26 protein-coding genes and 2 riboswitches are annotated in these 24,881 nt (G+C 41.8%); of the genes, 4 read left to right on the top strand and 22 right to left on the bottom strand.

Annotated features, from left to right (window positions below; translation table 11 throughout):
- Positions 1-49 precede the first annotated feature (49 nt).
- From N9I19_RS16195 to N9I19_RS16120, 15 genes are all read right to left on the bottom strand, one after another.
- Positions 50-451 carry an Asp23/Gls24 family envelope stress response protein gene (locus N9I19_RS16195; RefSeq protein WP_375166286.1) on the bottom strand — a complete coding sequence of 134 codons (402 nt, stop codon included), beginning with the start codon at positions 449-451 and terminating at the stop codon, positions 50-52.
- A 37-nt stretch (positions 452-488) separates the two neighbouring features.
- Positions 489-1,841 (bottom strand): acetyl-CoA carboxylase biotin carboxylase subunit, encoded by a 1,353-nt coding sequence (gene accC / locus N9I19_RS16190; RefSeq protein WP_284470244.1) that lies wholly within the window; start codon positions 1,839-1,841, stop codon positions 489-491.
- Positions 1,842-1,855: 14 nt separating this feature from the next.
- The gene (accB, locus tag N9I19_RS16185) at positions 1,856-2,353 is read right to left on the bottom strand and encodes an acetyl-CoA carboxylase biotin carboxyl carrier protein (RefSeq protein WP_061463999.1); all 498 of its coding nucleotides are present in this window, start codon (positions 2,351-2,353) and stop codon (positions 1,856-1,858) included.
- Positions 2,354-2,977: 624 nt separating this feature from the next.
- Positions 2,978-3,571, bottom strand: a complete 594-nt coding sequence (locus N9I19_RS16180; protein WP_089361489.1) for a SpoIIIAH-like family protein — start codon at positions 3,569-3,571, stop codon at positions 2,978-2,980.
- A 14-nt stretch (positions 3,572-3,585) separates the two neighbouring features.
- Positions 3,586-4,254: a stage III sporulation protein AG gene (gene spoIIIAG / locus N9I19_RS16175; protein WP_317778382.1), complete on the bottom strand. Its 669-nt coding sequence runs from the start codon at positions 4,252-4,254 to the stop codon at positions 3,586-3,588.
- A 7-nt stretch (positions 4,255-4,261) separates the two neighbouring features.
- The gene (gene spoIIIAF, locus N9I19_RS16170; protein ID WP_089361761.1) at positions 4,262-4,870 is read right to left on the bottom strand and encodes a stage III sporulation protein AF; all 609 of its coding nucleotides are present in this window, start codon (positions 4,868-4,870) and stop codon (positions 4,262-4,264) included.
- Between the two features lie 18 nt (positions 4,871-4,888).
- Positions 4,889-6,097: a stage III sporulation protein AE gene (spoIIIAE, locus tag N9I19_RS16165; RefSeq protein WP_061464002.1), complete on the bottom strand. Its 1,209-nt coding sequence runs from the start codon at positions 6,095-6,097 to the stop codon at positions 4,889-4,891.
- 33 nt (positions 6,098-6,130) lie between these two features.
- Positions 6,131-6,511 (bottom strand): stage III sporulation protein AD, encoded by a 381-nt coding sequence (spoIIIAD, locus tag N9I19_RS16160; RefSeq protein ID WP_089361491.1) that lies wholly within the window; start codon positions 6,509-6,511, stop codon positions 6,131-6,133.
- Between the two features lie 23 nt (positions 6,512-6,534).
- A complete protein-coding gene (spoIIIAC, locus tag N9I19_RS16155; protein WP_034308319.1) occupies positions 6,535-6,738 on the bottom strand; it encodes a stage III sporulation protein AC in 204 nt (67 codons plus the stop codon).
- A 21-nt stretch (positions 6,739-6,759) separates the two neighbouring features.
- Positions 6,760-7,275, bottom strand: a complete 516-nt coding sequence (spoIIIAB, locus tag N9I19_RS16150) for a stage III sporulation protein SpoIIIAB (protein WP_061464004.1) — start codon at positions 7,273-7,275, stop codon at positions 6,760-6,762.
- Complete coding sequence (spoIIIAA, locus tag N9I19_RS16145; RefSeq protein ID WP_317778380.1) at positions 7,268-8,200, bottom strand: stage III sporulation protein AA; 933 nt, start codon at positions 8,198-8,200, stop codon at positions 7,268-7,270. Before spoIIIAA ends, spoIIIAB begins: the two co-directional genes overlap by 8 nt.
- Before the next feature lie 753 nt (positions 8,201-8,953).
- Positions 8,954-9,511, bottom strand: coding sequence for an elongation factor P (gene efp / locus N9I19_RS16135; RefSeq protein ID WP_034308328.1), 558 nt, complete (start codon positions 9,509-9,511; stop codon positions 8,954-8,956).
- 26 nt (positions 9,512-9,537) lie between these two features.
- Positions 9,538-10,599, bottom strand: a complete 1,062-nt coding sequence (locus tag N9I19_RS16130) for a M24 family metallopeptidase (RefSeq protein ID WP_061464006.1) — start codon at positions 10,597-10,599, stop codon at positions 9,538-9,540.
- Positions 10,600-11,046: a type II 3-dehydroquinate dehydratase gene (gene aroQ, locus N9I19_RS16125; RefSeq protein WP_061464007.1), complete on the bottom strand. Its 447-nt coding sequence runs from the start codon at positions 11,044-11,046 to the stop codon at positions 10,600-10,602. It abuts the gene before it with no gap.
- Positions 11,047-11,141: 95 nt separating this feature from the next.
- The gene (locus N9I19_RS16120) at positions 11,142-11,651 is read right to left on the bottom strand and encodes a YqhR family membrane protein (RefSeq protein WP_317778379.1); all 510 of its coding nucleotides are present in this window, start codon (positions 11,649-11,651) and stop codon (positions 11,142-11,144) included.
- A gap of 333 nt (positions 11,652-11,984) precedes the next feature.
- Here N9I19_RS16120 and N9I19_RS16115 point away from each other — a divergent pair, with 333 nt between their 5' ends.
- Both N9I19_RS16115 and N9I19_RS16110 read left to right on the top strand, forming a co-directional pair.
- Positions 11,985-12,944: a DUF1385 domain-containing protein gene (locus N9I19_RS16115; RefSeq protein ID WP_317778378.1), complete on the top strand. Its 960-nt coding sequence runs from the start codon at positions 11,985-11,987 to the stop codon at positions 12,942-12,944.
- Positions 12,945-13,082: 138 nt separating this feature from the next.
- Positions 13,083-13,457: an SA1362 family protein gene (locus N9I19_RS16110; protein WP_061464010.1), complete on the top strand. Its 375-nt coding sequence runs from the start codon at positions 13,083-13,085 to the stop codon at positions 13,455-13,457.
- Positions 13,458-13,478: 21 nt separating this feature from the next.
- On the opposite strand, the gene N9I19_RS16105 is transcribed toward N9I19_RS16110, so the two are convergent.
- A complete protein-coding gene (locus tag N9I19_RS16105; RefSeq protein ID WP_061464011.1) occupies positions 13,479-14,360 on the bottom strand; it encodes a patatin-like phospholipase family protein in 882 nt (293 codons plus the stop codon).
- An 83-nt stretch (positions 14,361-14,443) separates the two neighbouring features.
- Positions 14,444-15,469, bottom strand: coding sequence for a spore photoproduct lyase (splB, locus tag N9I19_RS16100; protein ID WP_061464012.1), 1,026 nt, complete (start codon positions 15,467-15,469; stop codon positions 14,444-14,446).
- Positions 15,470-15,605: 136 nt separating this feature from the next.
- On the opposite strand from splB, the gene N9I19_RS16095 reads away from it, so the two are divergent.
- Entirely contained in the window at positions 15,606-15,791 is a 186-nt protein-coding gene (locus tag N9I19_RS16095; protein ID WP_061464013.1) for a hypothetical protein, read from the top strand.
- Positions 15,792-15,922: 131 nt separating this feature from the next.
- On the opposite strand, the gene N9I19_RS16090 is transcribed toward N9I19_RS16095, so the two are convergent.
- Positions 15,923-18,493, bottom strand: coding sequence for a vitamin B12-dependent ribonucleotide reductase (locus N9I19_RS16090; protein WP_089361496.1), 2,571 nt, complete (start codon positions 18,491-18,493; stop codon positions 15,923-15,925).
- Between the two features lie 391 nt (positions 18,494-18,884).
- Positions 18,885-19,721: a lipoate--protein ligase family protein gene (locus tag N9I19_RS16085; protein ID WP_089361497.1), complete on the bottom strand. Its 837-nt coding sequence runs from the start codon at positions 19,719-19,721 to the stop codon at positions 18,885-18,887.
- A gap of 203 nt (positions 19,722-19,924) precedes the next feature.
- Here N9I19_RS16085 and N9I19_RS16080 point away from each other — a divergent pair, with 203 nt between their 5' ends.
- Positions 19,925-20,308, top strand: coding sequence for a rhodanese-like domain-containing protein (locus tag N9I19_RS16080; protein WP_076365383.1), 384 nt, complete (start codon positions 19,925-19,927; stop codon positions 20,306-20,308).
- A gap of 161 nt (positions 20,309-20,469) precedes the next feature.
- Here the strand turns inward: N9I19_RS16080 and gcvPB are convergent, their stop codons facing one another.
- From gcvPB to gcvT, 3 genes are read right to left on the bottom strand one after another with little or no spacing between them, the layout of a single operon-like run.
- Positions 20,470-21,927, bottom strand: coding sequence for an aminomethyl-transferring glycine dehydrogenase subunit GcvPB (gene gcvPB, locus N9I19_RS16075; protein ID WP_317778377.1), 1,458 nt, complete (start codon positions 21,925-21,927; stop codon positions 20,470-20,472).
- Positions 21,920-23,266: an aminomethyl-transferring glycine dehydrogenase subunit GcvPA gene (gcvPA, locus tag N9I19_RS16070; RefSeq protein ID WP_317778376.1), complete on the bottom strand. Its 1,347-nt coding sequence runs from the start codon at positions 23,264-23,266 to the stop codon at positions 21,920-21,922. The genes gcvPB and gcvPA overlap by 8 nt, the downstream gene beginning before the upstream one ends.
- Before the next feature lie 17 nt (positions 23,267-23,283).
- The gene (gene gcvT / locus N9I19_RS16065; RefSeq protein WP_317778375.1) at positions 23,284-24,390 is read right to left on the bottom strand and encodes a glycine cleavage system aminomethyltransferase GcvT; all 1,107 of its coding nucleotides are present in this window, start codon (positions 24,388-24,390) and stop codon (positions 23,284-23,286) included.
- Positions 24,391-24,526: 136 nt separating this feature from the next.
- Positions 24,527-24,609: riboswitch (glycine riboswitch) on the bottom strand.
- A gap of 3 nt (positions 24,610-24,612) precedes the next feature.
- Positions 24,613-24,700, bottom strand: a riboswitch (glycine riboswitch).
- Positions 24,701-24,881 lie beyond the last annotated feature (181 nt).

Raw genomic sequence — 24,881 nt, 5'->3', positions numbered from 1 at the left:
AACCCGGCTTTTTGCCGGGTTTTTGCAGGTGTGAATCGAATGAAGCCACTTACACTTCTTGTTCGTGATCCGCTTCTTGTTTAGCGTTTTCAAACGCAATGCCTACTACATGAATGTTCACTTCGCCCGCGTCGATAGCGGTCATATTCAACAAAGCTTCACGAATGTTATCTTGAACTTCCTGAGCAACTTTCGGAATCGAAACACCAAATTTCATGACACAATAAAGTTCGACTTTGATGGATTCTCCCGATAAGTCCACTTTAACACCTTTACCGTGATTCTTTTTACCAAGCTTTTCAACAACACCTGTAGCGAAATTCCCGCGCATATGTGCAACACCTTCAACTTCCGATGCAGCGATACCCGCAATTACCTCTATCACCTCAGGTGCAATCTCCACTTTACCCAGCCCATTATAATCATTCATTTCGAGTAATTGGCCTTCCATTTCATTCATTCAAAAGCACCTCCTGTCTTCCTTTACATTATGAGTTCATTACATCATATATTTCAAGGAATTTGGTATTAAATTCTCCGGAAACAAATTGTTCATGCTGAAGTAACTTAATATGGAAAGGAATTGTCGTATTGATACCCTCAATGACAAACTCTCCTAAAGCGCGTTTCATCTTCTCAATCGCCTCGTCCCTCGTCGGTGCATGGACAATCAATTTAGCGATCATGGAATCGTAATACGGCGGTATCGAGTACCCAGGGTATGCCGCAGAATCCACACGCACTCCGTAGCCGCCTGGGGGTAAATACATGTGAATTTTACCTGCGGAAGGCATAAAATTCTTTTCTGGATTTTCTGCATTGATCCGGCATTCGATAGACCATCCGTTAAAAGTCACATCTTCTTGTGAAAGTGATAGTTTGTCACCTGAAGCAACTTTGATCTGTTCTTTAATCAAATCCACGCCCGTTACCATTTCTGTAACTGGGTGCTCAACCTGGATACGTGTATTCATTTCCATAAAGTAGTATCTTCTATTCACATAGTCATAAATAAATTCAACTGTACCTGCACCTGAATAGTTAACGGCAAGAGCAGCCGTAACTGCAGCCTGCCCCATTTCCGCCCGTGTTTCACCATCAAGGGCTGGAGATGGAGTTTCTTCAACAAGTTTTTGCAAACGGCGCTGAACCGTACAATCACGCTCGCCTAAATGTATGGCGTTGCCATGATTATCTGCCATGACCTGGATTTCAACGTGACGGAAGTCCTCAATGAACTTTTCAATATACACGCCTGGATTCCCAAATGCCGTCGCGGCTTCCTGTTGCGTGATGTTTATGCCTTTGATGAGATCCTCTTCGGTCCTTGCAACGCGGATACCTTTACCGCCACCGCCGGCAGTAGCTTTGATGATGACTGGATAGCCCATTTCGTTAGCTAGGGCTACACCCTCATCCGTATCTTTAATTATGCCTTTAGAACCGGGAACGATCGGTACACCAGCTTTGCGCATGGTTTCCCTTGCTACGTCCTTTGTTCCCATTTTATTGATGGCTTCTGGGCTAGGACCGATGAAAATGATATTACATTCACGGCATAGCTCAGCAAAGTCGGCATTTTCAGCAAGGAATCCATATCCAGGGTGAATCGCATCAGATCCCGTTTTCTTGGCTGTACTGATTATGTTCGTTGTATTTAAATAACTGTCTTTTGATAATTTAGGACCGATGCAATATGCTTCATCAGCAATTTGAACATGTAATGCTTCTTTATCCGCTTCTGAATAGACCGCTACAGTCTCGATCCCTAACTCTTTGCATGCCCGGATGATTCGGACTGCAATTTCCCCACGATTGGCAATCAATACCTTTTTAATCATTTAGAAACAGCTCCTCATTCCGGCTTTACTAAAAATAATGGTTGGCCATATTCTACAAGTTGACCTTCTTTTACAAGGACTTCAACGATTTCACCGGTTACTTCGGCCTCGATTTCATTGAAAAGTTTCATAGCTTCCACGATGCAGACAATGGAATCCCCTGTTACTTTATCGCCTGCTTTTACGTATGCAGGAGAATCCGGTGCAGGAGATTGGTAAAAGGTCCCTACCATCGGAGAAGTGATTTTATGTAAATTTTCCTGTTCCGTGACGGCAGCAGCCGGTTTTGCAGGTTCAACAGCTTTTGGCACTACAGGGGCAGGGGCCGCTGCGGGCTTGACCTCTACAGCTCCATTGGCTTGAACAACTTCTGGAGCAGCTGCTGGGTGTAATACTGTACCCGTTTCAGTTTTTTTCAATTTAATTTTCGTTCCTTCATTTTCAAAAACGAATTCACTGATATTTGATTGATCGACTAGCTTAATTATTTCACGAATTTCTTGCACTTTCATTTTGTGGCACCCCTTGTCTAATTTAATATGAGTTTGTGAGGCAATAATATTTTATGTAACCTTTTACCTTTAGCTTATCCTACCTTGTCCATTTATGCACAAAGTAGTCGCTTTCTCCATGCGAAAGCGAATAAACTGAATACACACCTCATCTGTATTATAACAGACATTTCACTTTCTCAAAATATTGTTTCCTTTAGAAAATTGAAAAGTTTATGACCAGCTTCTAACATCATACAATATTAGCTTATACAAATTCAATGATAGATTAGTTGCAGCTTGAAATCCATACTTCTATATTACACCTTTATTATAATATTGTGAATAATTTTAAACTGGATCCCCTCAGCGTTTTCACCTGATTTTTGCGAATTACCCCTGAAATAACAGTTATAAATTTTAGTATAATTACTTTTCTAGAATATTACTGAGAATTATAGTCACCATTTCTATTTGAGTTCTTGATATAAATAGACATAAAAAAACTTTTCCTCTAAAGTTTCCCGATTGGATGATCGCGAAAAAAGCTTAATAAAAAAAGCCACCCTTTTTTTATTAAGGGGGACTTTCACATTTTCATGATTATGAACTGTTGTGTATCAGCTCTTTCATCTGTATGTGAGATTACTTTTCCGGTTGAAAATCGACCACTACATTTTGTGCATCGCTCACTTCTTTCCTTACGAGGCGGATAATGTTATTGGCCTCTGTTTTCGTCTGTTTATCGGCCTTGACACTCACCTTTACATCCGTTCCATCCACACGGACAAGTGCGGCATTGTAATCCATGGCCACTATTAAGTTTTCGATGATATTTTCTTTTACCTTCGTTTCACTTAATTGTTCGATTTTCGCATAGGCCTCGTCTCTTTCCTCAGAGGAAAGCTCTGTGTTGCCCATCTTTGCAGTCAATTCTTCATTCAGCTTCGCCCGTTCATCTTCAATCTGCAACCTTAACGATTCAAATTCATCCCCTGATGCAATGGTTACAGAAGAACCTTCTGTATTTTTGGCCGTTTCTTTTTCACTTTTATTTTCCCCTTTTGGATCAGCTTTGCTTTCTGTTTTACTTTCTGTTTTATTTTCTGCCTTTTCCATTTGTTCTGTTGCCGTCATATCGGCGGCATTTTCCTCAGGAGCGGTTAAATAATAGACTGAAAGTACAACGACCAGACTTAGCATAGTCAATAACCAAACGGTTTGTTTTTTTAATAACATGTAGATTTTCCCCCTTATTTTTTAGGCATGACAGAAACCCGGTGACTCGGTACATCCAGTGAACGTGTGACAGCTTCGATGATCCACTTCTTTATTTGAATGTTTTCGGCTCCTTTAGCGACTACGAGGACTCCTCGTACACTAGGCTTTTTCGTTTCCGAAATGATCGGTCCTTCTTTTTCACCGCTTTTGACCAAAACGAGCTGTTCATCAACCGATGTGTCTTCGACCGTCCTTTTGCCGCCTTCCTTGTCGGTTTCTTGTGTGACTTGTTTTTGGGTGACTTTGTTTCTTTCATATACTTTTTTCTCGGATGCATCCACATAGATTACGACTTTTACATCCTGGACGCCTGCGATGGATTCAAGCGCTTCCTTCATTTCATTCTGAAGATATATTTCATAATCTTTTGTCGTCTTGAATTCGGATTTCTTCTGACCGAATGTTTCAACCTCCCCTTCATCGTTCTGTTTATCATTATTGAATACAGTCTTCACTTCAGGTGTTTGTCCCGTCTGGTTGGTGGTTAACAAATTCCCGGCCATCATAATTCCCGCTCCCAAAAGGACAACTATTAGAGCATAGACATACAGGGAAGGTTTTTTTTCCTTAGGTTCTTTTTGGTCAGGGTCTTTATTTAATAGTTTTTGCAGCCAGGATAACGGACCTTTGTCTTTGTTCAATACTCAGTCACTTCCTTTCCCCGGCGATTTCAATGATCTCTTCATCAACGGACCAACTTGTTGCCAGAAACCTTTTCACAGCATCAAGATTGGCATCATTCGAAGAGGATAGTTTCTCTGCATTGATATCAACCTTCGCTACTGCCTCTATCCCCGAGTCTTCTTTCCCTTCTGCCTTTTCCAATGATATCGTTATGTTTTGCAAATCATCAGCGCTCGGTTCTTCCTCATTTTTGACCCCTACATCAATTGAACTAATCTTCATGTTATAATCCACCATCAGCTCCTCTTCCACTTCTGCCTGTAAGTCAACAGCCATTTGTTTTAAAATATATGCACCCTGGGTAGCTTGTATTTCTTTTTTCTTCATTTCTGTCAAATTTCCTAAATCTTTTTTTTTCTGATCTTGAAATTCACTTGTAGCCGCAGAGAGGATTTCGTCGAAATCCTTATTGAATAATCCCAATATAGGAGTGATGATGATCGCAATCAGTAAAAGTCCGATTACCATTTTGGCATACTTCTGTAAAGCTGAATTCGGAAGAAGCATATCGATCACAGTAGCCAGCAATACAAATATGATGATGTTAGATACCCAGCCAGCTAAAAAACTCACCAAAGCCCTCCTCCTTTCTTAACGAACCATCAGTGTAATGTTTCCAGAAGCGATAATTACAGTGATACTTAAAAAGAACATGAGTGAGACAATGGCCAGTGCTGCGAAAATATAGATCATGCTTTTACTTATAACGTCAAGACATTTTATTACAGGCCCTCCGCCCAGCGGCTGCAAAAGACTCGCTGCCAACTTATAGACAAAAGAAATCATCAAGATTTTTATTGCTGGAAATGTGGTTATGAGCAAGAGAATTATGACACCTGACAAGCCCACTGTATTTTTCAGCAGAACGGAGGCACTAATGACCGTATCCGTTGCATCAGTAAACATGCGCCCTATTACCGGTATAAAGTTACCTGTCACGAATTTGGCCGTCCTGATCGTCACTCCGTCTGCTACAGCGGAGGATGCTCCTTGAACGGATATGACACCAAGGAATATGGTCATGAATGCACCTAGTATCCCGATAGCAAAATTCCGGAGAAGTTGTGCCATCTGTGTCACTTTATAATGTTCGGTCAATGTGCTGACAATGCTTAAAATCGCTGCAAAGAATAAAAGAGGGAGGACGACAAACTGGATCAAGATTCCGCTTGTATTCATTAAAAACATTAAGACCGGGTGAAAGAAAGCTGCTGATACAAGTCCTCCTGAAGCGGCAATTAAAGCCAAGAGTAAAGGGATGAGCGCCATTAAAAAGGAAATCATCAAATCTATCGTATCCTTTGTATATTCAATCGCCACATGAAAACTGTTAAGTGCCAAAATGATCAGCACCATATAAACGATTGCATAAGCGACCTTACTAACGGAGCTTTGTTCGAACGCGTTCTGCAAAGACTGCAGGAACATGCTGAAAACGGTTAATAAAATGAGTGAGCCCAGCAGCTTACCATTCACAAGCAGTTCATGAAAAATGAATTTTGTAATTCCCTTTATCCATTGGTCAAAGGAGAATTTCTTATCACCGCTTACAAAATCCATGAAGCTCCCCTTCTGGCTTTCCGGTAAGAACCCTCCATATTCCGTAACGATGTCATCCCAATATTGTTTGAGCTCATCGACACCCAGCCTATCTATTTGGGCTTGTACCAATTCGGTCTGCATGATCGGCTCTTGATCGATTTCACCATTTTCAGGATTTTCGGCGGCTTGTCCAATAGATGTATGCAAAAAAAAGAGTAAAACGAATAGAATGGATAAGTAAGGCATCCGCTGCTTCATACATTCACCTCATTGACTAGTAGGAGTGATCCGTTAACTTGGGAGCATCTGTAAAATCGTTTCGATAATGACCGTCAAAATCGGAATCGCCATGGCAAGAATCAAGATTTTCCCGCTCAATTCTATTTTGGAAGCGAGCGACCCTTGCCCTGCATCTTTTGTAATTTGAGAAGCGAATTCAGCAATATAGGCAATTCCGATTATTTTTAAGATGGTCTCTAGATACACGCTATTTACATGTGCATTCACTGCAATTTTTTCTAACATTAAAATGATTTCGTATATTTTATCCGCTAAAAAAAGAAAAATGGAGCAGCCTACAAAAATGACGAGCAGGAATGCGAAATTTGGTTTTTGCTCTTTGACGATCAAGGCCAAAAAGGTGGCAACTAGGGCAATGGCCACGATTTTTATGATTTCAATCGCGAATCCCTCCCTTACTGAAATAGGAATACAGATTTAATTTTTTGAAATAAATCCTCCACTACAGAAGCTACCATGAATAAAATATAGATAAATCCGAAAAGTGTCACCCACTGGGCATATTCCTTCTTCCCAACCTGATCGAGTATTGTGTGAAGAAATGCCACAACTAGCCCCACACCTGCTATTTTAAATATGATGTCCACATCAATGCCCATTTTCATTCCCCCCACATATTCCTACATCAGCAAAATGATCAATAATAGCCCTGATAAAAAACCAAGACTTTTCATCATTTTTTCATACTTTACCTGTCGGTCGAGCGCATCGCTCTCTTCTCTTTCCAAGTGTGCCATCGTTAGCATGATTTGCTTTTGCTGATGATATTTATCGCTTTTTCCAAGCGTCTCCCCAAACTGTGACAGTATCTCGAATTCCCCCTGTTTTAAAGCAAGGGATTGCCATATTTTCTTCAAACTATCAACCCATGCTTCTTTGACGGTGGTCTCACCTGACTCGAGTCGAGTTGCAAAGGTCTCGAAAAAGATGGATAAAGGTTTGGCCATCTGCTTAGACAGTTTCCTCGCTGCCTCTTTCAAAGGTGTATGACCATACATGATTTCAGCTTCGAGCGATTGCATGGCGACTTTCAGCTGTCTCAGTTGACGAGGCCTCATACTTAATTTTTTCGCAGCTTCGAAACCCGCCCATGTCGTTGCTATAATGATTATCGCTGCTCCAATTATCTTAAACATGCGGGTTCACACCTTCTTCCAAGAAAATAGGAACCCCCGCTGCATCAAGGACTTTATAGCTCCTTTTTCCGGATTTGCTTCTCTGTAATTCTATAAAACGTTCAAAGATGTTTTGCTTTAATATTTCGGCGATAAAAGGCCGCTTCTTAATTTCATCCAATGTATGGCCATGTGTAGTTATCATGAGTTTAATACCTGCATTAACTGCTTCGAGCACAGCTTGTGCATCCTCAGCGCGGCCTATTTCATCCACGATCAATACATCCGGGGACATCGAACGGATCATCATCATCATCCCTTCCGCTTTAGGACATCCATCGAGCACATCCACCCTTGTTCCAAATTCGAGCTGCGGCACGCCATGAACACATCCGGCAATTTCTGAGCGCTCGTCCACTATTCCCACCTTTTGAGGGGGAATTCCCCGTTTTTCATTTCCACTGGATATCATTCTTGCAATATCACGCAATACGGTCGTTTTTCCTGTTTGCGGAGCACCGATCAACATTGTATGTTGCCATTCCCCATTATATAAATAAGATGTTAGCGGTTCAGCAGCACCTATTTTTTCACGTGCAATCCGAATATTGAATGAGGAAATGTCCCTGATCGCTTTGACCGACCCATTTTCCAGGATCACCTTGCCAGCAAGACCCACCCGGTGTCCGCCCGCTATAGTTATATATCCCCGCTTTAATTCTTCCTCAAGTGTATATAACGAAAATTGACCGATTTGATTCAATAATTGATCTGCATCCGAATGGGTCACTTCATAGGAAAAGAAGAAAGGTTCCCCACCCACAATGACCTCAAGCGGCCTTCCAACTCGAATCCGCAGCTCTTCCATCTTCTCGATCATCATCGGTGTCATGCCCCGGAGTTGCTCGTATAATTTTTTCGGTAAAAATGAAAGAATCGTTTCCATTTTGACAATCCTCCTGTATACACCACTTTCAATAAAATATATGCCGACCAGACCGTAATGATGACAGGCTAATAAAGAAACAGACCATTTATTGAACTTTTTTATATCCTTCGGAATCTTAAAAGGACCAAAAAAAGACCGAGAAATTAATCTCGATCTCAAGCTGTAGACAAATTCGAAGAAAGCGAGTTTGTCTAAGTTTTTTTATGGCTTGTACAATTTGGACGTTGATTAAACGTAGGGCACTCGCTTTCCGCGGGCGGTCCGCCCTCGGCGCCATTGCGCCTGCGGGGTCTCCCTTGGACACGCTTTTCCCGCAGGAGTCTCGTACCTTCCGTTCCCAATCAACTTTGGTTTAACATTAAGATAGACCTACAGTCTTTTAAAATAGATGGATGAAAAAACTTGAGGTGAAAAGGATTCTTTTTAAAACATGATTCTATTCAGCGGCATCAGCTTGAAGTGATTACATTAGACCGACTGGTGCCAGCTTGTAAAATGGAGATTAAAGAGGGCTATCGTGAGTACAAATCAAATATCCTTTTGTGCAACTTGTTCATTTTTATCACAGTGTACAGAAAGTAAAGACCATCAGAAAGTAGTGACAAGCCATATTAGGCAAGAAGAAGCAGATCATCTGCGTCATCATGAAGTCAAATCCAATAAAAAATCAAAAAGGTTTCGGAATGAGACCATTCCGAAACCTTTTTGTCTACAACTGAAACCGAGATATTAATCTCGGCCTTCTTTCATTTATGCACGTGATACGTAAGAGCCTTCATTTGTATTGATCAATAATTTGTCACCTTGGTTGATGAAGAATGGAACTTGAACCGAAAGGCCCGTCTCAAGTACGGCTGATTTCGTTCCGCCTGAAGATGTATCGCCTTTTATTCCCGGCTCAGTTTCCGCCACTTCCAGTTCTACAGTGTTCGGAAGCTCTACCCCAAGTGTTTCGGCTTGGAAAGTCATGATATGGACTTCCATATTTTCTTTAAGGAATTTCAATTCACGTTCAATGCTTGAAGCTGGCAGCTCGATTTGGTCATATGTTTCGTTATCCATGAATACATGGCTATCACCACTTGCATAAAGGTACTGCATCTTGCGGTTTTCGATATGTGCTTTAGCGACTTTTTCACCAGCACGGAATGTTTTCTCTTGGATTGAACCTGTACGAAGATTACGAAGTTTAGAACGTACAAAAGCTGCACCTTTACCAGGTTTAACATGTTGGAACTCAATAACCTGCCAAATTCCATTATCTACTTCAATCGTAACACCCGTGCGAAAATCGTTTACAGAAATCATAAATTTGTCCTCCTACATGTACATGTTTACAGAATGATTAACTCTTTCGTTGAATGAGTAAGTGCTTCGTTACCTTCAATTGTAACGATTGTATCATCTTCAATCCGAACTCCGCCAACACCCGGTAGGTAAATGCCCGGCTCGACGGTTACGGCCATACCTGGTTCTAAAATGATATCAGACCTTAAGGATAATGCAGGACCTTCATGGACTTCCAGACCGATTCCATGTCCAGTCGAATGTCCAAAATACTGCCCGAATCCCTTTTCTTCAATTAAATTACGAGTTAGTGCATCCGCTTCCCTGCCCGTCATCCCAGGTTTAATCCCAGCCATTCCGCGCAGTTGCGCTTCTAAAACAATGTCATAAATGTTAATAAGTTCTTCACTCGGCTTGCCAACTGCTAATGTCCGAGTTATGTCAGACACATACCCGTTATAGTATGCTCCGTAATCCAATGTGACAAAATCGCCTTTTTCAATGATTTTATCCGTAGCAACTCCATGCGGGAGAGCTGACCTTACGCCAGATGCTACGATAATATCAAAGGAAGAGGAAGTTGCCCCCTGTTTCCTCATAAAGAATTCAAGTTCATTGGATACATCCAGTTCTGAAATCCCTGGACGCATGTAATCCAGAATATGTGTAAAGGCAGCGTCAGCAATAGCAGCCGCTTCCTTTAATATCTTAATCTCTGATGAAGTCTTTATCAAGCGTAAATTCTCAATAACTCCAGACACCGGCAAAAGTTGTCCTTCAATGGCCGCTTCGTATGCCTTATATGTGGCAAAAGTCAGATGATCTTGCTCAAAGCCCAGTGTGCCGATCTTCATTTCTTTTACTTGCTTACCGACCTCTTCGGTGATGGTTCCTTTGTGCTGGACGATTTCATAGCCCGTAGCCTGCTTTCCTGCTTGTTCCACGTATCTGAAATCAGTGATGAATTTAGCTTCATTTTGGGAAATCAGGACGACGCCTGCACTTCCGGTAAAATTGGTCATGAATCGGCGGTTATATGTACTGGTGATCAATAAACCATCAATGCCCACCTTTTCCATTGAGGCTCTTAAGCGCATTAGTTTATTCATTTACTTTCTCCCCTTTGCAATCTTTGTGATCGCCTGCAACGCCAATTCATATCCGTGTATCCCCAAGCCGACAATCTGTCCCGCCGATACCGGTGCGGTCACCGATTCATGCCGAAAGCTTTCACGGGCATGTATGTTCGAAATATGCACTTCCACAACTGGAACATCAATTCCGGCTATTGCATCACGAATCGCATAGCTATAATGAGTAAAAGCTCCAGGATTAATGATAATCCCGTCGATCCCCTGATCCTCTGACCAATGGAGCTTGTCGATAATCGCCCCTTCATGGTTAGTTTGAAATGAGGTTAGTTCCACATTTAACCCTTGAGCTTGCTGATGTAATAGAGCTTCCACATCCGCAAGTGTCGAGGATCCATAATGCGCAGGTTCCCGCTTCCCCAAGCGATTTAAATTCGGACCATTGATTAGTAAGATTTTTGTCATCATCAAACACCTGCTCATCATTAAAAGAATGCTTTCCATGAACATTCTATCATAATTACAAATTGTCTTACTACTTTTTTACAACCAAGAAGCAATCAGCTTTCCGATTGCTTCTCGGCCTTGTTTTTTTGACGTAGATATTCCTGATGATCATATGATATGGAATACCCTACAAAAAGACCGTATAAAATAAAAATGCAGACACTGGTTATAATCGTATTTGACGACATTTTTGAAATGGTTGGCAAATCGGCGAACATCGGTTTCAGGACAAATACCAGCAAAACCCAGCAAACCACTCCAAAAAAAATACCCGAAAAGATACTCTTCATCCTTTTAAAAAGACTATAGTAGATAAAAGCGATCCCCACGGATAAAATTCCGAACAAAAGTATGGTCATTACCGTACCAAGCCAGTGATCGATCCAGGCCATATTCGACCACGACGTAAGTATGAATTTTGGGCTAAACCCCATAAAATTAACATAATGGGCTATGATTCCAATTAAACTGGCTACAGCCCCCCCAACAAAACCGATAGCTAGTACATTGTAGATCGCACCTTGATTTTCCTGTTGAATTTGTCCATTTACATTAGAAGACATATCAAGCACCTCCGCTACGTAGTATGCCCTTTGTTAAATAGAACTATTTTTTTTTATTCTTAGGGAGCAGAATCACTAGAGGTTTTGTGATTTATTCTGTATGATTAAATCTTAAATAATGTACTTTTTTCAGAGGAAAATACCCATCCTCTGTTGAAGTTTATAATGTACACAGGATACTACCTTCCTGTGATTCAACATTCATAAAGTAATTGCAGGGATAAAGCCGCCATTTAAATTTTGGAGACCGTCTTTATCCCTTGTGATACTTGATAATAAACATGTTAGCACCCAAGAGAGAGCTACGTGAATAACTATTAGGTTGGTGTAGAAATGTCTGAGGTCCAAAAACCCGTTTATGGAGGGCAGGCTGTTGTGGAAGGCGTCATGTTTGGCGGCAAACATCACACAGTCACTGCGGTACGCCGCAAAGATTCAACGATTGTATATTATCATCTGCCGCGTGAAACGAAACCTGTTGTCAACCGCTTAAAAAAAGTACCGTTTCTAAGGGGTCTCGTATCACTGATTCAGTCAAGTGCCATCGGTTCAAAACATCTGAACTTTTCCACTGAACAGTATGAAGAAGAAGAAGAAGAAGGGGAAAAGCGGGACGAAAAGAAAAAAGAAACTAAAGAATCTTCTAAATTAAGTGTATGGCTTGGAGTTGCCGTAATCGGTGTCCTTTCCTTCCTATTCGGGAAGCTGCTTTTCACTTTGATTCCCGTATTTCTTGCCGCATTGACAAGACCCATCTTCAGTGGCCAAATAGAACAGGTTTTAATCGAAAGCTTGTTCAAGTTGATATTATTGCTGGTATACATTTACTTGGTATCCATGACTCCATTGATCAAGCGGGTCTTTCAGTATCACGGTGCAGAGCATAAGGTGATCAATTGCTTTGAAAGCGGAAAAGAATTGACCGTAGCAAATGTGCAGGCAAGTTCACGCCTTCATTATCGCTGTGGCAGCAGCTTTATTTTATTTACAGTCATTGTTGGCATGTTTGTCTATATGCTTGTTCCAATCGATCCATTATGGCTCCGTGTCGTGGATCGCGTTTTGCTTATCCCCGTAGTGCTTGGCATAGCCTTCGAGGTATTACAGTTGACCAACAAAGTAAGAGATATTCCAATTCTGCGTTACCTTGGCTATCCTGGCCTTTGGCTTCAGTTATTGACAACCAAAGCCCCTACCGACGATCAAGTCGAAGTTGCATTGGCATCCTTCCATGAACTGTTAAGGATGGAAAAAAAGACCGAAAAAGGTTTAGAATCAGATGTTATTGTGTAAAACACCTATACACATTTTGATGATGAAAAGTCATATACTAAATTAAGGGAATAATCTTCATTAATTTCTAGTATTTTACATGGGTAATGTTTAAAATAAGCAAAAAATGCTTATGATGCTCTTAAGGAGGTGTCTTTGTTGAAACGTTTCATATCTTTCATGATATACGGAATCATTGCCCTCGGAGTCCTCGGACTAATGAGCCGACTATTTAATGACCCGATTGGCTTTTTTAGAAACATTCTCATAATAGCCATTGTCGCAGGGATTATTTATATGATTTATACCGGATTAACAAAGGGAAAACCAGTAAAAAAAGAGCAGCAAGCATTCCGAAAGGCTGCACGCCAATCGAAAAAAAGGCTAAAAAACCGAACTTCGAAAAAGGATAATGTGGCTAGCTTTTCTGCAGCAAAATCATCAAAAAAAATAAAAGTGAGAAAGAAAACGGATAGTCACTTAACCGTCATTGAAGGAAAAAAGAATAAAAAGAAAAATCGGGCTTCTTTTTAAGAGCCCGATTTTTTATGATTATTAATATGACCATCTCTTAAGGAATTCTTTCGTACACTGTCTGCCCTGATTCATCAATTCTCCCTTTTTTTCATCATTCAGATTGAAATCCATTGCAGAAATTCCCCTCATCGGGATAAATACAATATTCTGGACGTGTTTCTTGGAAATATAACGTGCATCATGGGCATCTTTCATCGTTTTGAATAGTGCGGAGAACAATTCAAGCGCATTATCCACCACATGCGGTTTCCATATCTCATCGACACTTAGTCGCAAGCCTATGACCGGCCGTTCCTTTCTTACATGATCTGAATTGAATAACCACATTGGAAAATTGCTTAACACACCTCCATCAACAAAAAGGACCCTGCTTTTTCCGACATCAAGTTTGACTGGCTCAAAGAAATAGGGGATGCTACAACTCATTCTTACTGCCTTTGCCACTGGAAAAGTCATCGGATCAATTCCATAGTTAGATAAATCATCAGGCAGCACCACCAATTTCCCATGTGTAATGTCAGAGGTTATGATACGGAGAGATTTCGGCCGAACATCCTTAAAGGTGACTACATTCCTTTCGGCAAGTTTAGCGGCAATCCATGCTTCCAAAGCGTCACCTTTATAAAGGCCCAGTTTCCAGTATAAAAGGAGCCACTTGGCAAGCGGGATAGGCAAAAGACCACGCCTTTTATCCAGCATGCCGATTAAATCTATATCAAGAAAAAGCTGTTCCATTTCTTTTCCTGTGTACCCAGCGGCTACGAATGCTGCAATTATGGAACCTGCACTTGTACCGGCTGTCCTATGGAATACAAATCCTCGCTCCTCTAATTCCTGCAGGGCACCCACTAAACCGTAGCCTTTTATCCCGCCTCCGGAAAAAACGCCGTCAATAATCATAGCTGCCCTCCCCTAATCCGGTCTTTACATTTCTAAGCAGGATTAGAGCGATTTATGACAGTTTTATATGGAAAATGCCTTCGTCAGGTAAAATACTGAATTTCCGCTTTAGGGAAAAATTCCGCTATATACCCACGAATGGTCGTTTCCAGTTCTGCGGCTTCTTCGGTTTGGTAAACATATTTGCCAATTCCATATCGGCCCCATTTATATTTGCGCTTCGTTTCGTCCAGTTCCAATTTTGTTTTCGGATAGTTTTTTTGAATTACTTTTTTAGCAGGGCCCGTAAATCGATGCTGGATTAGTTCAAAAGTCAAGTCAGGGATATCCACCCCTTTTAACGCCTCACTTAACCGTTCGAATAATTCATGGTAGCCCTCCTTCCATGCTTCATGACGATATATTGGAGCTACGATAAAACCTAAGGGATATCCGGCACCTGCCACTTTACGTGCCGCTTCCATTCTTTCCTCGAAACTCGAAGTTCCGGGCTCGAAATTCTTTATTACGTAACGTGAATTTATACTGAACCGAAATCTCGTTTTTCCATTATGTTCAGCATCCAACAGGTGGTCGACATGATGAAATTTAGTTACGAACCTCAAAACCCCATATTCACTTTTTCCAAAATACTCTATAGCCCTTTTTAACGAATGTGTCAAATGATCAATTCCAACGATATCTGACGTGCAGGCCGCCTCAAAACGAGTAATTTCAGGCTTTCTCTCATTGATATATTTTTCAGCTGCCTCAAAAATCTCCTCGAGATTCACATATGTCCTAATGTATGGCTTTGTTCCGAGAGTCGTCTGTAAATAACAATAATGACAATGCCCCATACATCCGGTAGCAAGAGGGATGGCATATTCAGCAGATGGCTTTGAAGAATCGAATTTCAATGTTTTTCTGATGCCCACCACAAGCGTCGACTTGGCGACACGATATTTTTGCTGATCATTTTCTCCAGGAAGATCCCTAATTTGGTTATGTGATGTGGTCTCACGGATTTCAATGTTCAAATCCTCGAATTTCTTTTTCAATTCCCGGCCAAGCGGGTATTCCAATGCCCTAGGCTCGATATATACTAACTGTGGCATAAATGGTTTCATTTCGTTCTCCATTCTTTTATGGATTTGTTCATACTTTCAATCGAACTAGACAATCTAATTAATAAGGATAGTTTTTCTTTATTCTGTTATCCTCATGATTGTTTTTAATTGGAAATCGAAATGAAGGAGATGCAAAATGGCTAATAAACGAGAATTCTTGACAAACGGGATGGGGAAACAAACGATTACCGTCCAAACAGATAATAAATATCCTAATCCTAGGAATATTCCTGGAGACTCGGTCGATGAATTTTCGGTATTGAAGGATGGAAACCAATACCTGGCCGAAAAGGAAATAGGCCAACAAAATGAAAATGGTTGAATGAACTTAAAAGAGAAAGCCGGATTTGGCTTTCTCTTTTAATAAGTTTAAAAACTACTCGCCCGATCTTTTTAAAAAAAAGCCGTTAAGATTAGCTTTTCAGCACACTTAACGACTTCCCTTCTATTAGCTTATAGCCCACATTTTAATTGTGCTCCGCAATTCGTGCAAGTATTACATCCGCCCATTTCCTGGACTTCGCCTTTACGGCAGACCGGGCAAGTGTTGCCCACTTCCGACCCAATCGTAACATTCGTCGAACGCAGTTCATTTATCGTATCGACCAATACGACTTTTTTCTTTACTTCCACATCTGTCAATTCGTCCATTTCGAGCTGCTCGTCCATTTGGTTTTCTTCCGCTTTGAGCGTGAGAACCTGACTGTCACGGCTGCCATCCACATATACTGTACCGCCTTTTGCTCCGCCTTTATATAGACGTTCATATACTTTTTCAACTTGTTCGACAGTATATCCTTTTGGAGCATTGACCGTTTTACTGATCGAGCTGTCAATCCAACGTTGAATGATGCATTGAACATCTGCATGGGCTTCAGGAGCTAATTCCATAGCGGAAATGAACCATTTTGGAAGCTCTTGTGTATCAGCTTCTGGATGACGGTCCAAATATTCCTGAACAATATCAGCCTTAACTTCAATGAATTTGCCAAGACGGCCACTGCGGAAATACGTGAAGGAAAAATATGGTTCAAGACCTGTTGATACCCCAACCATCGTTCCTGTGCTTCCTGTAGGAGCCACTGTCAATAAATGAGAGTTACGGATGCCATATGCAGCAACGCTTTCCCTGATATCTTCCGGCATTTTTTCCATAAATCCAGTTTGTGTGAATCGTGTTCTAAGCTCATCGGTTTCTTTATCCGTTGATCCGATCAGGAACGGGAAACTGCCTTTTTCTTTAGCAAGTTCCACGGATGCCTTGTAAGCTGTAGTCGCAATCGTTTCAAACACCTTGTCAACCAGAATATTTCCTTCTTCAGATCCGTATTCCGTTTCACAGTAGATCAACAGGTCATGCAGACCCATTACACCAAGTCCAACCCGTCGCTCGCCCAGTGCCTGTTTTTTGTTTTCATCCAAGAAATAAGGAGTTGCGTCAATGACATTGTCCTGCATACGCACACCGACTTCGACGGTCTGCTTAAGTTTCTCGAAATTAACGGTTTTGCTATCTTTATCAGCCATTTCAGCCAAATTGACAGCAGCAAGGTTACATACTGAATATGGGGCCAATGGCTGTTCGCCACATGGGTTCGTAGCTACGACCTGTTGACCGTAGGCTTTGGCGTTTGTCATTTCATTAGCATTATCGATAAAGAAAATACCTGGTTCTGCAGAGTATGTTGCACAAATGTTTATTAAGTTCCAAAGTTCTTTAGCTCGGATTTTACGGTAAACACGGACTTTGTGCCCCATTTCCTCCCATTTACGAACATCACCGACTTTATGCCATTCTTGATTATAAGTAGCCATTTCTTCGGCATCATAGCTTTCAACATCAGGAAAACGCAATTCGTATTCCGCATCTTGTTCTGCCGCTTCCATAAATTCCTTTGTCAAGCATATCGAGATGTTGGCGCCCGTAAGAAATTCGGAATTATGGACACTGTACGTTCCGCCTGTACGGATCTTTTCCTCTGCATCCCTAATGATTTTTTCGCTAAATCCACCTAGACCGGGAATTTCCTTATAGTTGATGATTCCTTGATACATAGCCGTTTCCTGTTCGGTGTGCGGCGTGAATTTCAATTTATCCGTTGCATATTTCTTGATTGCTTCATCTTTAGTGTTTTCCACTAGGTATCGAAGGATCCTTGGATTTTGCATTTTAGAAATGATGAATTCTGCAATATCCGGATGCCAATCAGCCAGCATGATCATTTGTGCACCGCGTCTGCTACCGCCTTGTTCAACAAGATGCGTCAATTTCGCGATATCATCAAGCCATGACACTGAACCCGAGGATTTTCCATTAACCCCTTTGGCCAAAGTGTTTCTTGGACGCAGTGTCGATCCGTTCGTACCCACTCCGCCTCCGCGGCTCATGATTTCCATCACTTGTTTCCTATGTTCTGAAATCCCCTCACGTGAATCCGGTACGAATGGCATCACATAGCAGTTGAAATAAGTAACATCCGTATTGGAACCCGCACCATATAATACGCGTCCTGCCGGAACAAAATTAAGGTTCTTTAGTTCTTCATAGAATTTATTGAACCATTCCGTTCTTTTTTCTTCCGTGGTTTCCACTGAAGCCAAGCCCGTTGCATTACGTTTCGCAATTTGTTCATAGTATATTTCAAGCGGCTTTTCGATAATATCCAGCGGACGGTTTACAATCCCCGTCTCCACTTCTTCCGGATTATCCAATACGCCACGGAATTCTTCATCCACCAATACTTTGGCTTTTTTCGTTTCCCAATCTATTTCAACGATATAACCGAGACCCCTTGCCGGGAATTTCGGATCTTCCTTAATCGTCAACACTACGAAATCGCCTGCCGAGAGTGTGATTTTTTCAGTATCCTTAAAAGAATAGCGGTCAAGCATGACTAGACGGGACACGCCCTTATGCGCCATTTTCATATCAGCAGTTACAGGGTGAACCTGGGGAAATAAAGAAATATCCTTATTCAACCTTTCTAGATCAACCTTTAAAGCTTCTTTTATTACAACCGACATAATTCCCTCTCCTTTATATGTTTCAAGATCCGTTCTTGCTGCCGCAAAAATCTATATGTAGCCTTACATGTCCGTTTCGCTTAACAAGTACCCTAAATTTATCATAGCGAAACCCAAAAATCAACATATAGTGTCGCATTAAATATTTCAACTACTATATATTGTGTTTGTTTTGATTAACATTTAATTTTGTCAAACGATAAATCAATTAATATAGTTAGCAAAAGGGAGGAAATTGTCGATTTATAATAATTTTTCATCAGATTTCAATTAATTTGGACCTTGCTTTTTCCCCATGCCTTTTAGGGCTTATCCCTGCAAGGAATAGCTTATTTGGTCAAACAAATCTGAAAAAACTTTTTTATTATCCACTTTAATTATCCTGCTTTTTCTATCTCATGAAATTCCATTCATCGCTTTCATATTTGCTTTCTGCAATGGCCTTCACTTCCTGCAATTGCTTTTCAGTTAGGACGTATGGCTCTAACTCGATCGAAAGTCCTTCGGCAAAACCTTTTTCAAAAGCTTCTTTCGCTTCAGGGATGGTAACCTTTCTTCCGGCAATGTCATTTATGGCCACAGCTTTATTTTTTAAGCTTTTTTGCATTCTCTCCTTAACCCTGTCATTTGAGAATTTAAATACGCTAAAGAGCTTATCGTCATCAAGTTCAAGCAAAATGGAACCGTGCTGAAGGATGACGCCCTTTTGCCTGGTTTGAGCGCTGCCAGCGACCTTCCTGCCCTCGACGACCAGTTCATACCAGCTTGGAGCATCAAAGCAGACGGAAGACCTGGGCGTTTTTAAAGCCGCTTTTTCCTGATCGGTTCTAGGCACGGCAAAATAAGCATCCAATCCCAGATTCCTGAACCCCATTAATATTCCTTCAGAAATGACACGATATGCTTCAGTAACGGTAGTTGGCATTCCCGGATAGGATTCTGGAACGATTACACTATAAGTCAATTCATGCTCGTGCAGTACCGCTCGTCCTCCTGTTGGTCTGCGAACAAAACCAAGGCCCTGCCTTTTGACCTCTTCCATATCGATTTCCGCTTCTGCCTTTTGAAAATAACCAATCGACAATGTCGCTGGGTCCCAACCGTAAAAGCGTATGATTGGCGGAATTTCCCCTTTGCTTTGCCAGTTTAGCAGTGCTTCGTCCAGCGCCATATTAAACGCCGGTGAACAATATCCAGAATCTATAAAACCCCATTTTTCTTTAGTCATCCTTACCCCTCGTTTCAATAGACTGTTTTTCAATACCCCACAAAAAACTCACATGTAGTAGTTTAACAGACTTTAACACTCTAAAAAAGAAAGTGCTATCAAGTCGATGAAGAATTTGATGAAAATTCTTTTTGATTATTGGGTAAAGCAATTATATAATAAAGATTGTCTGTATTCGTTTAGGTAGAAGGGAGTTTTTATGTTTGGAAATATTATATACACTGCTCATCATCTTAGGAGTGGTTATTGCGTATTCACTTTTTAATTGGTACCGCCAGCGTAAAATCGTTAAAACATTAACACAGGACGAATTTATCGCTAACTACAGAAAAGTGCAGCTAATCGATGTGCGGGAACCGAATGATTTCGATAATGGTCATATCTTAGGCGCAAGAAACATCCCTATGACGCAAATGAAAACCCGCTTGGTCGAAATTAGGCCGGACAAGCCTGTATATTTGTACGCTCAAAGCGAAATCATCAGCGGAAGAGCTGCAGCCATGCTATACAAAAAGGGCTACAGGGAACTTTTTCACTTAAAGGGCGGTTTCAAGATGTGGACCGGGAAAATCAAAGCAAAGAAATAAGACCCCATCTCCGCATGGGCTCTTTTAAATTAAAAAGCCTTCATATGCATCATGCGGGCTCCAGGAAAATGAAAGTTGACTGTTCGACTTTAATGAATTCTTACATAAACATGAAAAATCCCCGCCGGCAGGCAGGGATTTTTTTCGTGTAAGCTATCAGTCTATGCTTGATAACGCAGAATAGGTTTTCTTGCAGCAAGAGTTTCATCAAGCCGCTTAATAACGGTTGTATGCGGAGCTTCCTGAACGATTTCCGGGGTTTCTTCCGCTTCCTTGGCAATCTGGATCATTGCATCGATGAATGCATCCAGCGTTTCTTTTGACTCGGTTTCAGTCGGTTCTATCATCATTCCTTCTTCCACGTTCAACGGGAAGTAAATGGTTGGAGGATGATACCCGAAATCCAGCAACCTTTTTGCTATATCGAGGGTCCTTACCCCTAATTTCTTTTGCCTGCGTCCGCTTAATACGAATTCATGCTTACAATGACGATTATATGGTAAGTCAAAAAATGGTTCCAACCTACGCATCATATAATTGGCATTGATGACCGCATTCTCTGTGACGGCTTTAAGGCCATCAGGACCCATTGAACGAATGTACGTATAAGCTCTAACATTTATCCCGAAGTTCCCATAGTATGGTTTTACCCTGCCAATGGATTGCGGGCGATCATAATCAAGAACGAATTGCTCATCTTGTTTAACAACAAGCGGTTTAGGCAAGTAGGGAATCAAATCCGACTTTACCCCTACAGGGCCGGAACCCGGACCGCCGCCGCCATGCGGACCTGTGAATGTTTTATGGAGATTTAAGTGAACCACATCAAAGCCCATATCACCCGGGCGTGCTTTTGATAGGACTGCATTCAGATTGGCTCCGTCATAGTAAAGCTTCCCACCTGCATCATGGACAAGTTGTGCCATTTCCAAGATGTTCTCTTCAAACAATCCCAATGTATTGGGGTTCGTCAGCATCAAGGCCGCCGTATCCGGTCCGACAACACGCTTTAAATCTTCAAGGTCGACTAACCCATTTTCATCGGACTTCACTGTAATCGTTTCAAGTCCGGCAACAGTTGCAGATGCAGGATTCGTACCGTGTGCAGAATCAGGTACAATCACTTTCGTCCGTTCTGTATCGCCATTCGCTTCGTGAAAAGCGCGAATCATCATCAACCCTGTCCATTCACCGTGTGCACCTGCTGCAGGTTGTAATGTCACTAGATCCATCCCTGTGATTTCCGTTAAATGTTCCTGCAAATCAAATAATAATTCCAAGGCTCCCTGGACTGTAGTCGGGTCTTGATATGGATGGATATGGGCGAAACCGTTAAAGCGAGCCACATTTTCATTTATTTTCGGATTATATTTCATCGTGCATGAACCCAGCGGATAAAAACCCGAATCCACCCCATGATTCCGTTTGGAAAGTGCTGTATAGTGACGCATGATATCCAGTTCGGACACCTCAGGAAGCTCTGCCTCTTCTTCACGGATGTAGTCGGCAGGAAGAATTTCTTCGAGCGGAATAGTTGCAACATCCATTTCTGGCAGACTGTACCCGATTCGACCGGAAGTGCTGATTTCAAAAATGAGTGATTGATCTTGATTATTCATGTTGATCCCCCAATTCCTGCGCAAGTGCATCGATTTCTTCTTTTGTTCTAAGTTCCGTTACCGCAACCAGCATATAGTCTTTCAGCTCAGGATAAACCGTCCCTAAATCGAAGCCGCCAATCATCCCTTTTTCAAAAAGGTTTTTATTGATTTCTGAAAACGAAGCAGGCAGTTTAATGACAAATTCATTGAACGAAGGACCGTCGAACATCACTTCTATTCCTTTTGCCTTTATAGCTTTTTTTGCATAGTGCGCTTTTTGAATATTTTGCAAGGCCATTTCTTTGACGCCCTTTTTCCCAAGCGCCGTCATTGCAACAGAAGCTGCCAAGGCATTCAACGCTTGATTGGAACAAATGTTGGATGTGGCCTTATCACGGCGAATGTGCTGTTCACGAGCTTGAAGCGTCAACACAAACCCCCTTTTTCCATTTTCATCCACCGTTTGACCGACGAGCCGGCCCGGAACTTTCCGAACAAGTTTATTAGTAACGGCAAAATATCCACAGTGAGGTCCCCCGAATGCCGCTGGAATGCCGAATGGCTGAGCATCTCCCGTTACGATATCTGCACCGAGTGAACCTGGGGGTGTCAAAGCCCCCAGTGCAAGCGGATTACTGGAAACGATAAACATGGACTTGACGCCATGAATGATTTCTTCCATTTCTTTCAATGGCTCTATCCGGCCAAAAAAATTCGGATATTGCACAATCACTCCTGCAATGTCATCATTCATTAATTCCTTTAAAGCAGCCATGTCCGTCACACCGTCTTTATAAGGAATTTCAATCACTTCCACGCGTTGCCCTTTCGCATATGTCTTCACAACTTCTCTTGATTCAGGATGAACTGCTCCTGAAATGAGAATCTTCTTGCGCCGTGTCTGACCTGAAGCAAGCATGGCCGCCTCAGCCAGCGAAGTCCCGCCGTCATACATGGAGGAGTTAGCTACGTCCATACCCGTCAATTCACAAATCATCGTTTGATATTCAAAGATGGCCTGCAGCTCACCCTGTGAAATTTCGGGCTGATAGGGAGTATAAGCCGTATAAAATTCAGAACGGGAAAGAACGTGATCGACGATGACCGGTGCATAATGGTCATAGACACCCGCACCAAGGAAGGAAGCATAGTTTTTAAGATCCGCATTCTTGGCAGCAAGCCTTGATAATTCTTTCATTAATGCAGGTTCCGATTTAGCAGGTTTGATATCGTATTCTCCTTGAAAGCGAACACTTTCAGGGATATCATTGAAAAGTTCTTCAACAGCAGGTACCCCTATAACTTCCAGCATTTCTTGTTTATCTTGCTCTGTCATGGGTAAATAACGATGTTTCATCTAATGACCATTCCCCTCTATTTACGTGGTTTTTTATAAAAAGGTGTTTGTATTAAAACGGCTTTCAAACGTTTGGAACGGATTTCCACTTCAATTTCCGCATCCAGCACCGAATATTCCTTATCGATAAGTACCAATCCTACGTTTTTCTTCAACGTTGGTGATTGGGTACCAGTCGTGACCTCCCCAATGACTTTGTCCCCGCTGTAGACCTTATACCCATGACGAGGAATGCCACGGTCAATCATTTCAATTCCCACAAGCTTCCGGGGTGCCCCTTTCTCCTTTTGTTCAGCAAGAACGGCTTTCCCGAAAAAATCGGCTTCTTTATCCACTTTTACCGCAAAACCAATCCCGGCTTCTATTGGAGTAATGTCCGCTGAAAGCTCCTGCCCATACAGCGGCAGTTTCGCTTCAAAACGCAGGGTATCACGAGCACCTAAACCAATCGGCTGTATCCCTTCTTCCTTTCCGGCATCCATTATCGCCTTCCAAAGGGCAGGGCCGTTTTCACTGTCGCTATATATTTCAAAACCATCTTCACCAGTATATCCAGTACGGGATACCAACGTGGAGATACCATTTATCATGACATTCTCCTTGAACTTGAAAAATTCAATTTCACTTAAGGCAGTATTTTCTGAAAGTTTTTGCAATATCTTCTCTGCAGATGGTCCTTGAAGTGCTAGCTGTATATAGTCACTCGATACATTCGTAATTTGGGCATCTTCCGTTAGATTAGCTTGCAGCCAATCGAAATCTTTTTCTGTATTCGCTGCATTGACCACGAGCAGATAGTCGTCTTCCGCCCTTTTATAAACGATGAGATCATCAACCGTCCCGCCGTTTTCATAACACATGGCCGAATATTGGGCACCGCCCGTTTGCAGCTTTGATATATCATTAGTCAGCATCTTCTGTAAAAAGGAAAGGCTCCCAGGACCCTTAACATCAACTTCCCCCATATGCGATACATCGAACAGACCCGCTTTTGTACGTACGGCTTCATGTTCGTCCTTTATACCCGAAAATTGGACAGGAAGTTCCCAGCCGCCAAAATCAATCGTTTTCCCTCCGCATTCACGATAAACCTCAAATAATGGTGTTCTTTTTAAATTGGTCAAAAAATGACCCCCCTCAGATTTTTTAAAATTAAATTGGCTTCATTATCAAATCTTTTTGTCCTTACGCATCAGATATTCTGATTCATGATGTGAAAAAAGCACAAAAAAGGACAGAGAAAGCCCGTTTGAGCTTTTTCTCTGTCCTGAAACCTGAAAGTTTACCTATATAATAGGTTTTCCCCTTTGGTGGCCGTCCCAAACGGGCGGCGCTCTCCAGAGTTGCGTCCAATAAGAGTTCTTTTGCCTGAGAGATTCACTGCTAAGTTTGCTCCTTCGGCGCTACATCCGTAGTCTCTCCCCTTATCTTCACCCGCATATTATGGTCTACCAATGAAATTAAGCGAATAAGCCCCACCCATTAGTAAAACCTTTGAGCATCATAGAATGCTTTCTTTGCCAAATCTTCAAAAACTCCAGAAAAACGTTTAAATGATCTCCTTCGGTAATCTTGGATAAAGCAGGTACCTATAGCCCATACTAAGAAAACGAGA

Origin of the sequence: Peribacillus sp. CSMR9, from assembly GCF_033141925.1 — a bacterium.
GTDB lineage: Bacteria > Bacillota > Bacilli > Bacillales > DSM-1321 > Peribacillus > Peribacillus simplex_A.
The sequence above is the reverse complement of the archived record's forward strand: the minus strand, read 5'-3'. Positions and strand labels throughout refer to the sequence as shown.

Excerpts from the sequence above, each read along its gene's own strand:
- N9I19_RS16195 (WP_375166286.1), bottom strand. The coding sequence starts at position 451 with ATGGAAGGCCAATTACTCGAAATGAATGATTATAATGGGCTGGGTAAA.
- accC (WP_284470244.1), bottom strand. The coding sequence starts at position 1,841 with ATGATTAAAAAGGTATTGATTGCCAATCGTGGGGAAATTGCAGTCCGA.
- accB (WP_061463999.1), bottom strand. The coding sequence starts at position 2,353 with ATGAAAGTGCAAGAAATTCGTGAAATAATTAAGCTAGTCGATCAATCA.
- N9I19_RS16180 (WP_089361489.1), bottom strand. The coding sequence starts at position 3,571 with ATGTTATTAAAAAAACAAACCGTTTGGTTATTGACTATGCTAAGTCTG.
- spoIIIAE (WP_061464002.1), bottom strand. The coding sequence starts at position 6,097 with ATGAAGCAGCGGATGCCTTACTTATCCATTCTATTCGTTTTACTCTTT.
- spoIIIAC (WP_034308319.1), bottom strand. The coding sequence starts at position 6,738 with ATGGGCATTGATGTGGACATCATATTTAAAATAGCAGGTGTGGGGCTA.
- spoIIIAB (WP_061464004.1), bottom strand. The coding sequence starts at position 7,275 with ATGTTTAAGATAATTGGAGCAGCGATAATCATTATAGCAACGACATGG.
- spoIIIAA (WP_317778380.1), bottom strand. The coding sequence starts at position 8,200 with ATGGAAACGATTCTTTCATTTTTACCGAAAAAATTATACGAGCAACTC.
- efp (WP_034308328.1), bottom strand. The coding sequence starts at position 9,511 with ATGATTTCTGTAAACGATTTTCGCACGGGTGTTACGATTGAAGTAGAT.
- N9I19_RS16130 (WP_061464006.1), bottom strand. The coding sequence starts at position 10,599 with ATGAATAAACTAATGCGCTTAAGAGCCTCAATGGAAAAGGTGGGCATT.
- aroQ (WP_061464007.1), bottom strand. The coding sequence starts at position 11,046 with ATGACAAAAATCTTACTAATCAATGGTCCGAATTTAAATCGCTTGGGG.
- N9I19_RS16120 (WP_317778379.1), bottom strand. The coding sequence starts at position 11,651 with ATGTCTTCTAATGTAAATGGACAAATTCAACAGGAAAATCAAGGTGCG.
- N9I19_RS16115 (WP_317778378.1), top strand. The coding sequence starts at position 11,985 with ATGTCTGAGGTCCAAAAACCCGTTTATGGAGGGCAGGCTGTTGTGGAA.
- N9I19_RS16105 (WP_061464011.1), bottom strand. The coding sequence starts at position 14,360 with ATGATTATTGACGGCGTTTTTTCCGGAGGCGGGATAAAAGGCTACGGT.
- splB (WP_061464012.1), bottom strand. The coding sequence starts at position 15,469 with ATGAAACCATTTATGCCACAGTTAGTATATATCGAGCCTAGGGCATTG.
- N9I19_RS16095 (WP_061464013.1), top strand. The coding sequence starts at position 15,606 with ATGGCTAATAAACGAGAATTCTTGACAAACGGGATGGGGAAACAAACG.
- N9I19_RS16090 (WP_089361496.1), bottom strand. The coding sequence starts at position 18,493 with ATGTCGGTTGTAATAAAAGAAGCTTTAAAGGTTGATCTAGAAAGGTTG.
- N9I19_RS16085 (WP_089361497.1), bottom strand. The coding sequence starts at position 19,721 with ATGACTAAAGAAAAATGGGGTTTTATAGATTCTGGATATTGTTCACCG.
- gcvPB (WP_317778377.1), bottom strand. The coding sequence starts at position 21,927 with ATGAATAATCAAGATCAATCACTCATTTTTGAAATCAGCACTTCCGGT.
- gcvPA (WP_317778376.1), bottom strand. The coding sequence starts at position 23,266 with ATGAAACATCGTTATTTACCCATGACAGAGCAAGATAAACAAGAAATG.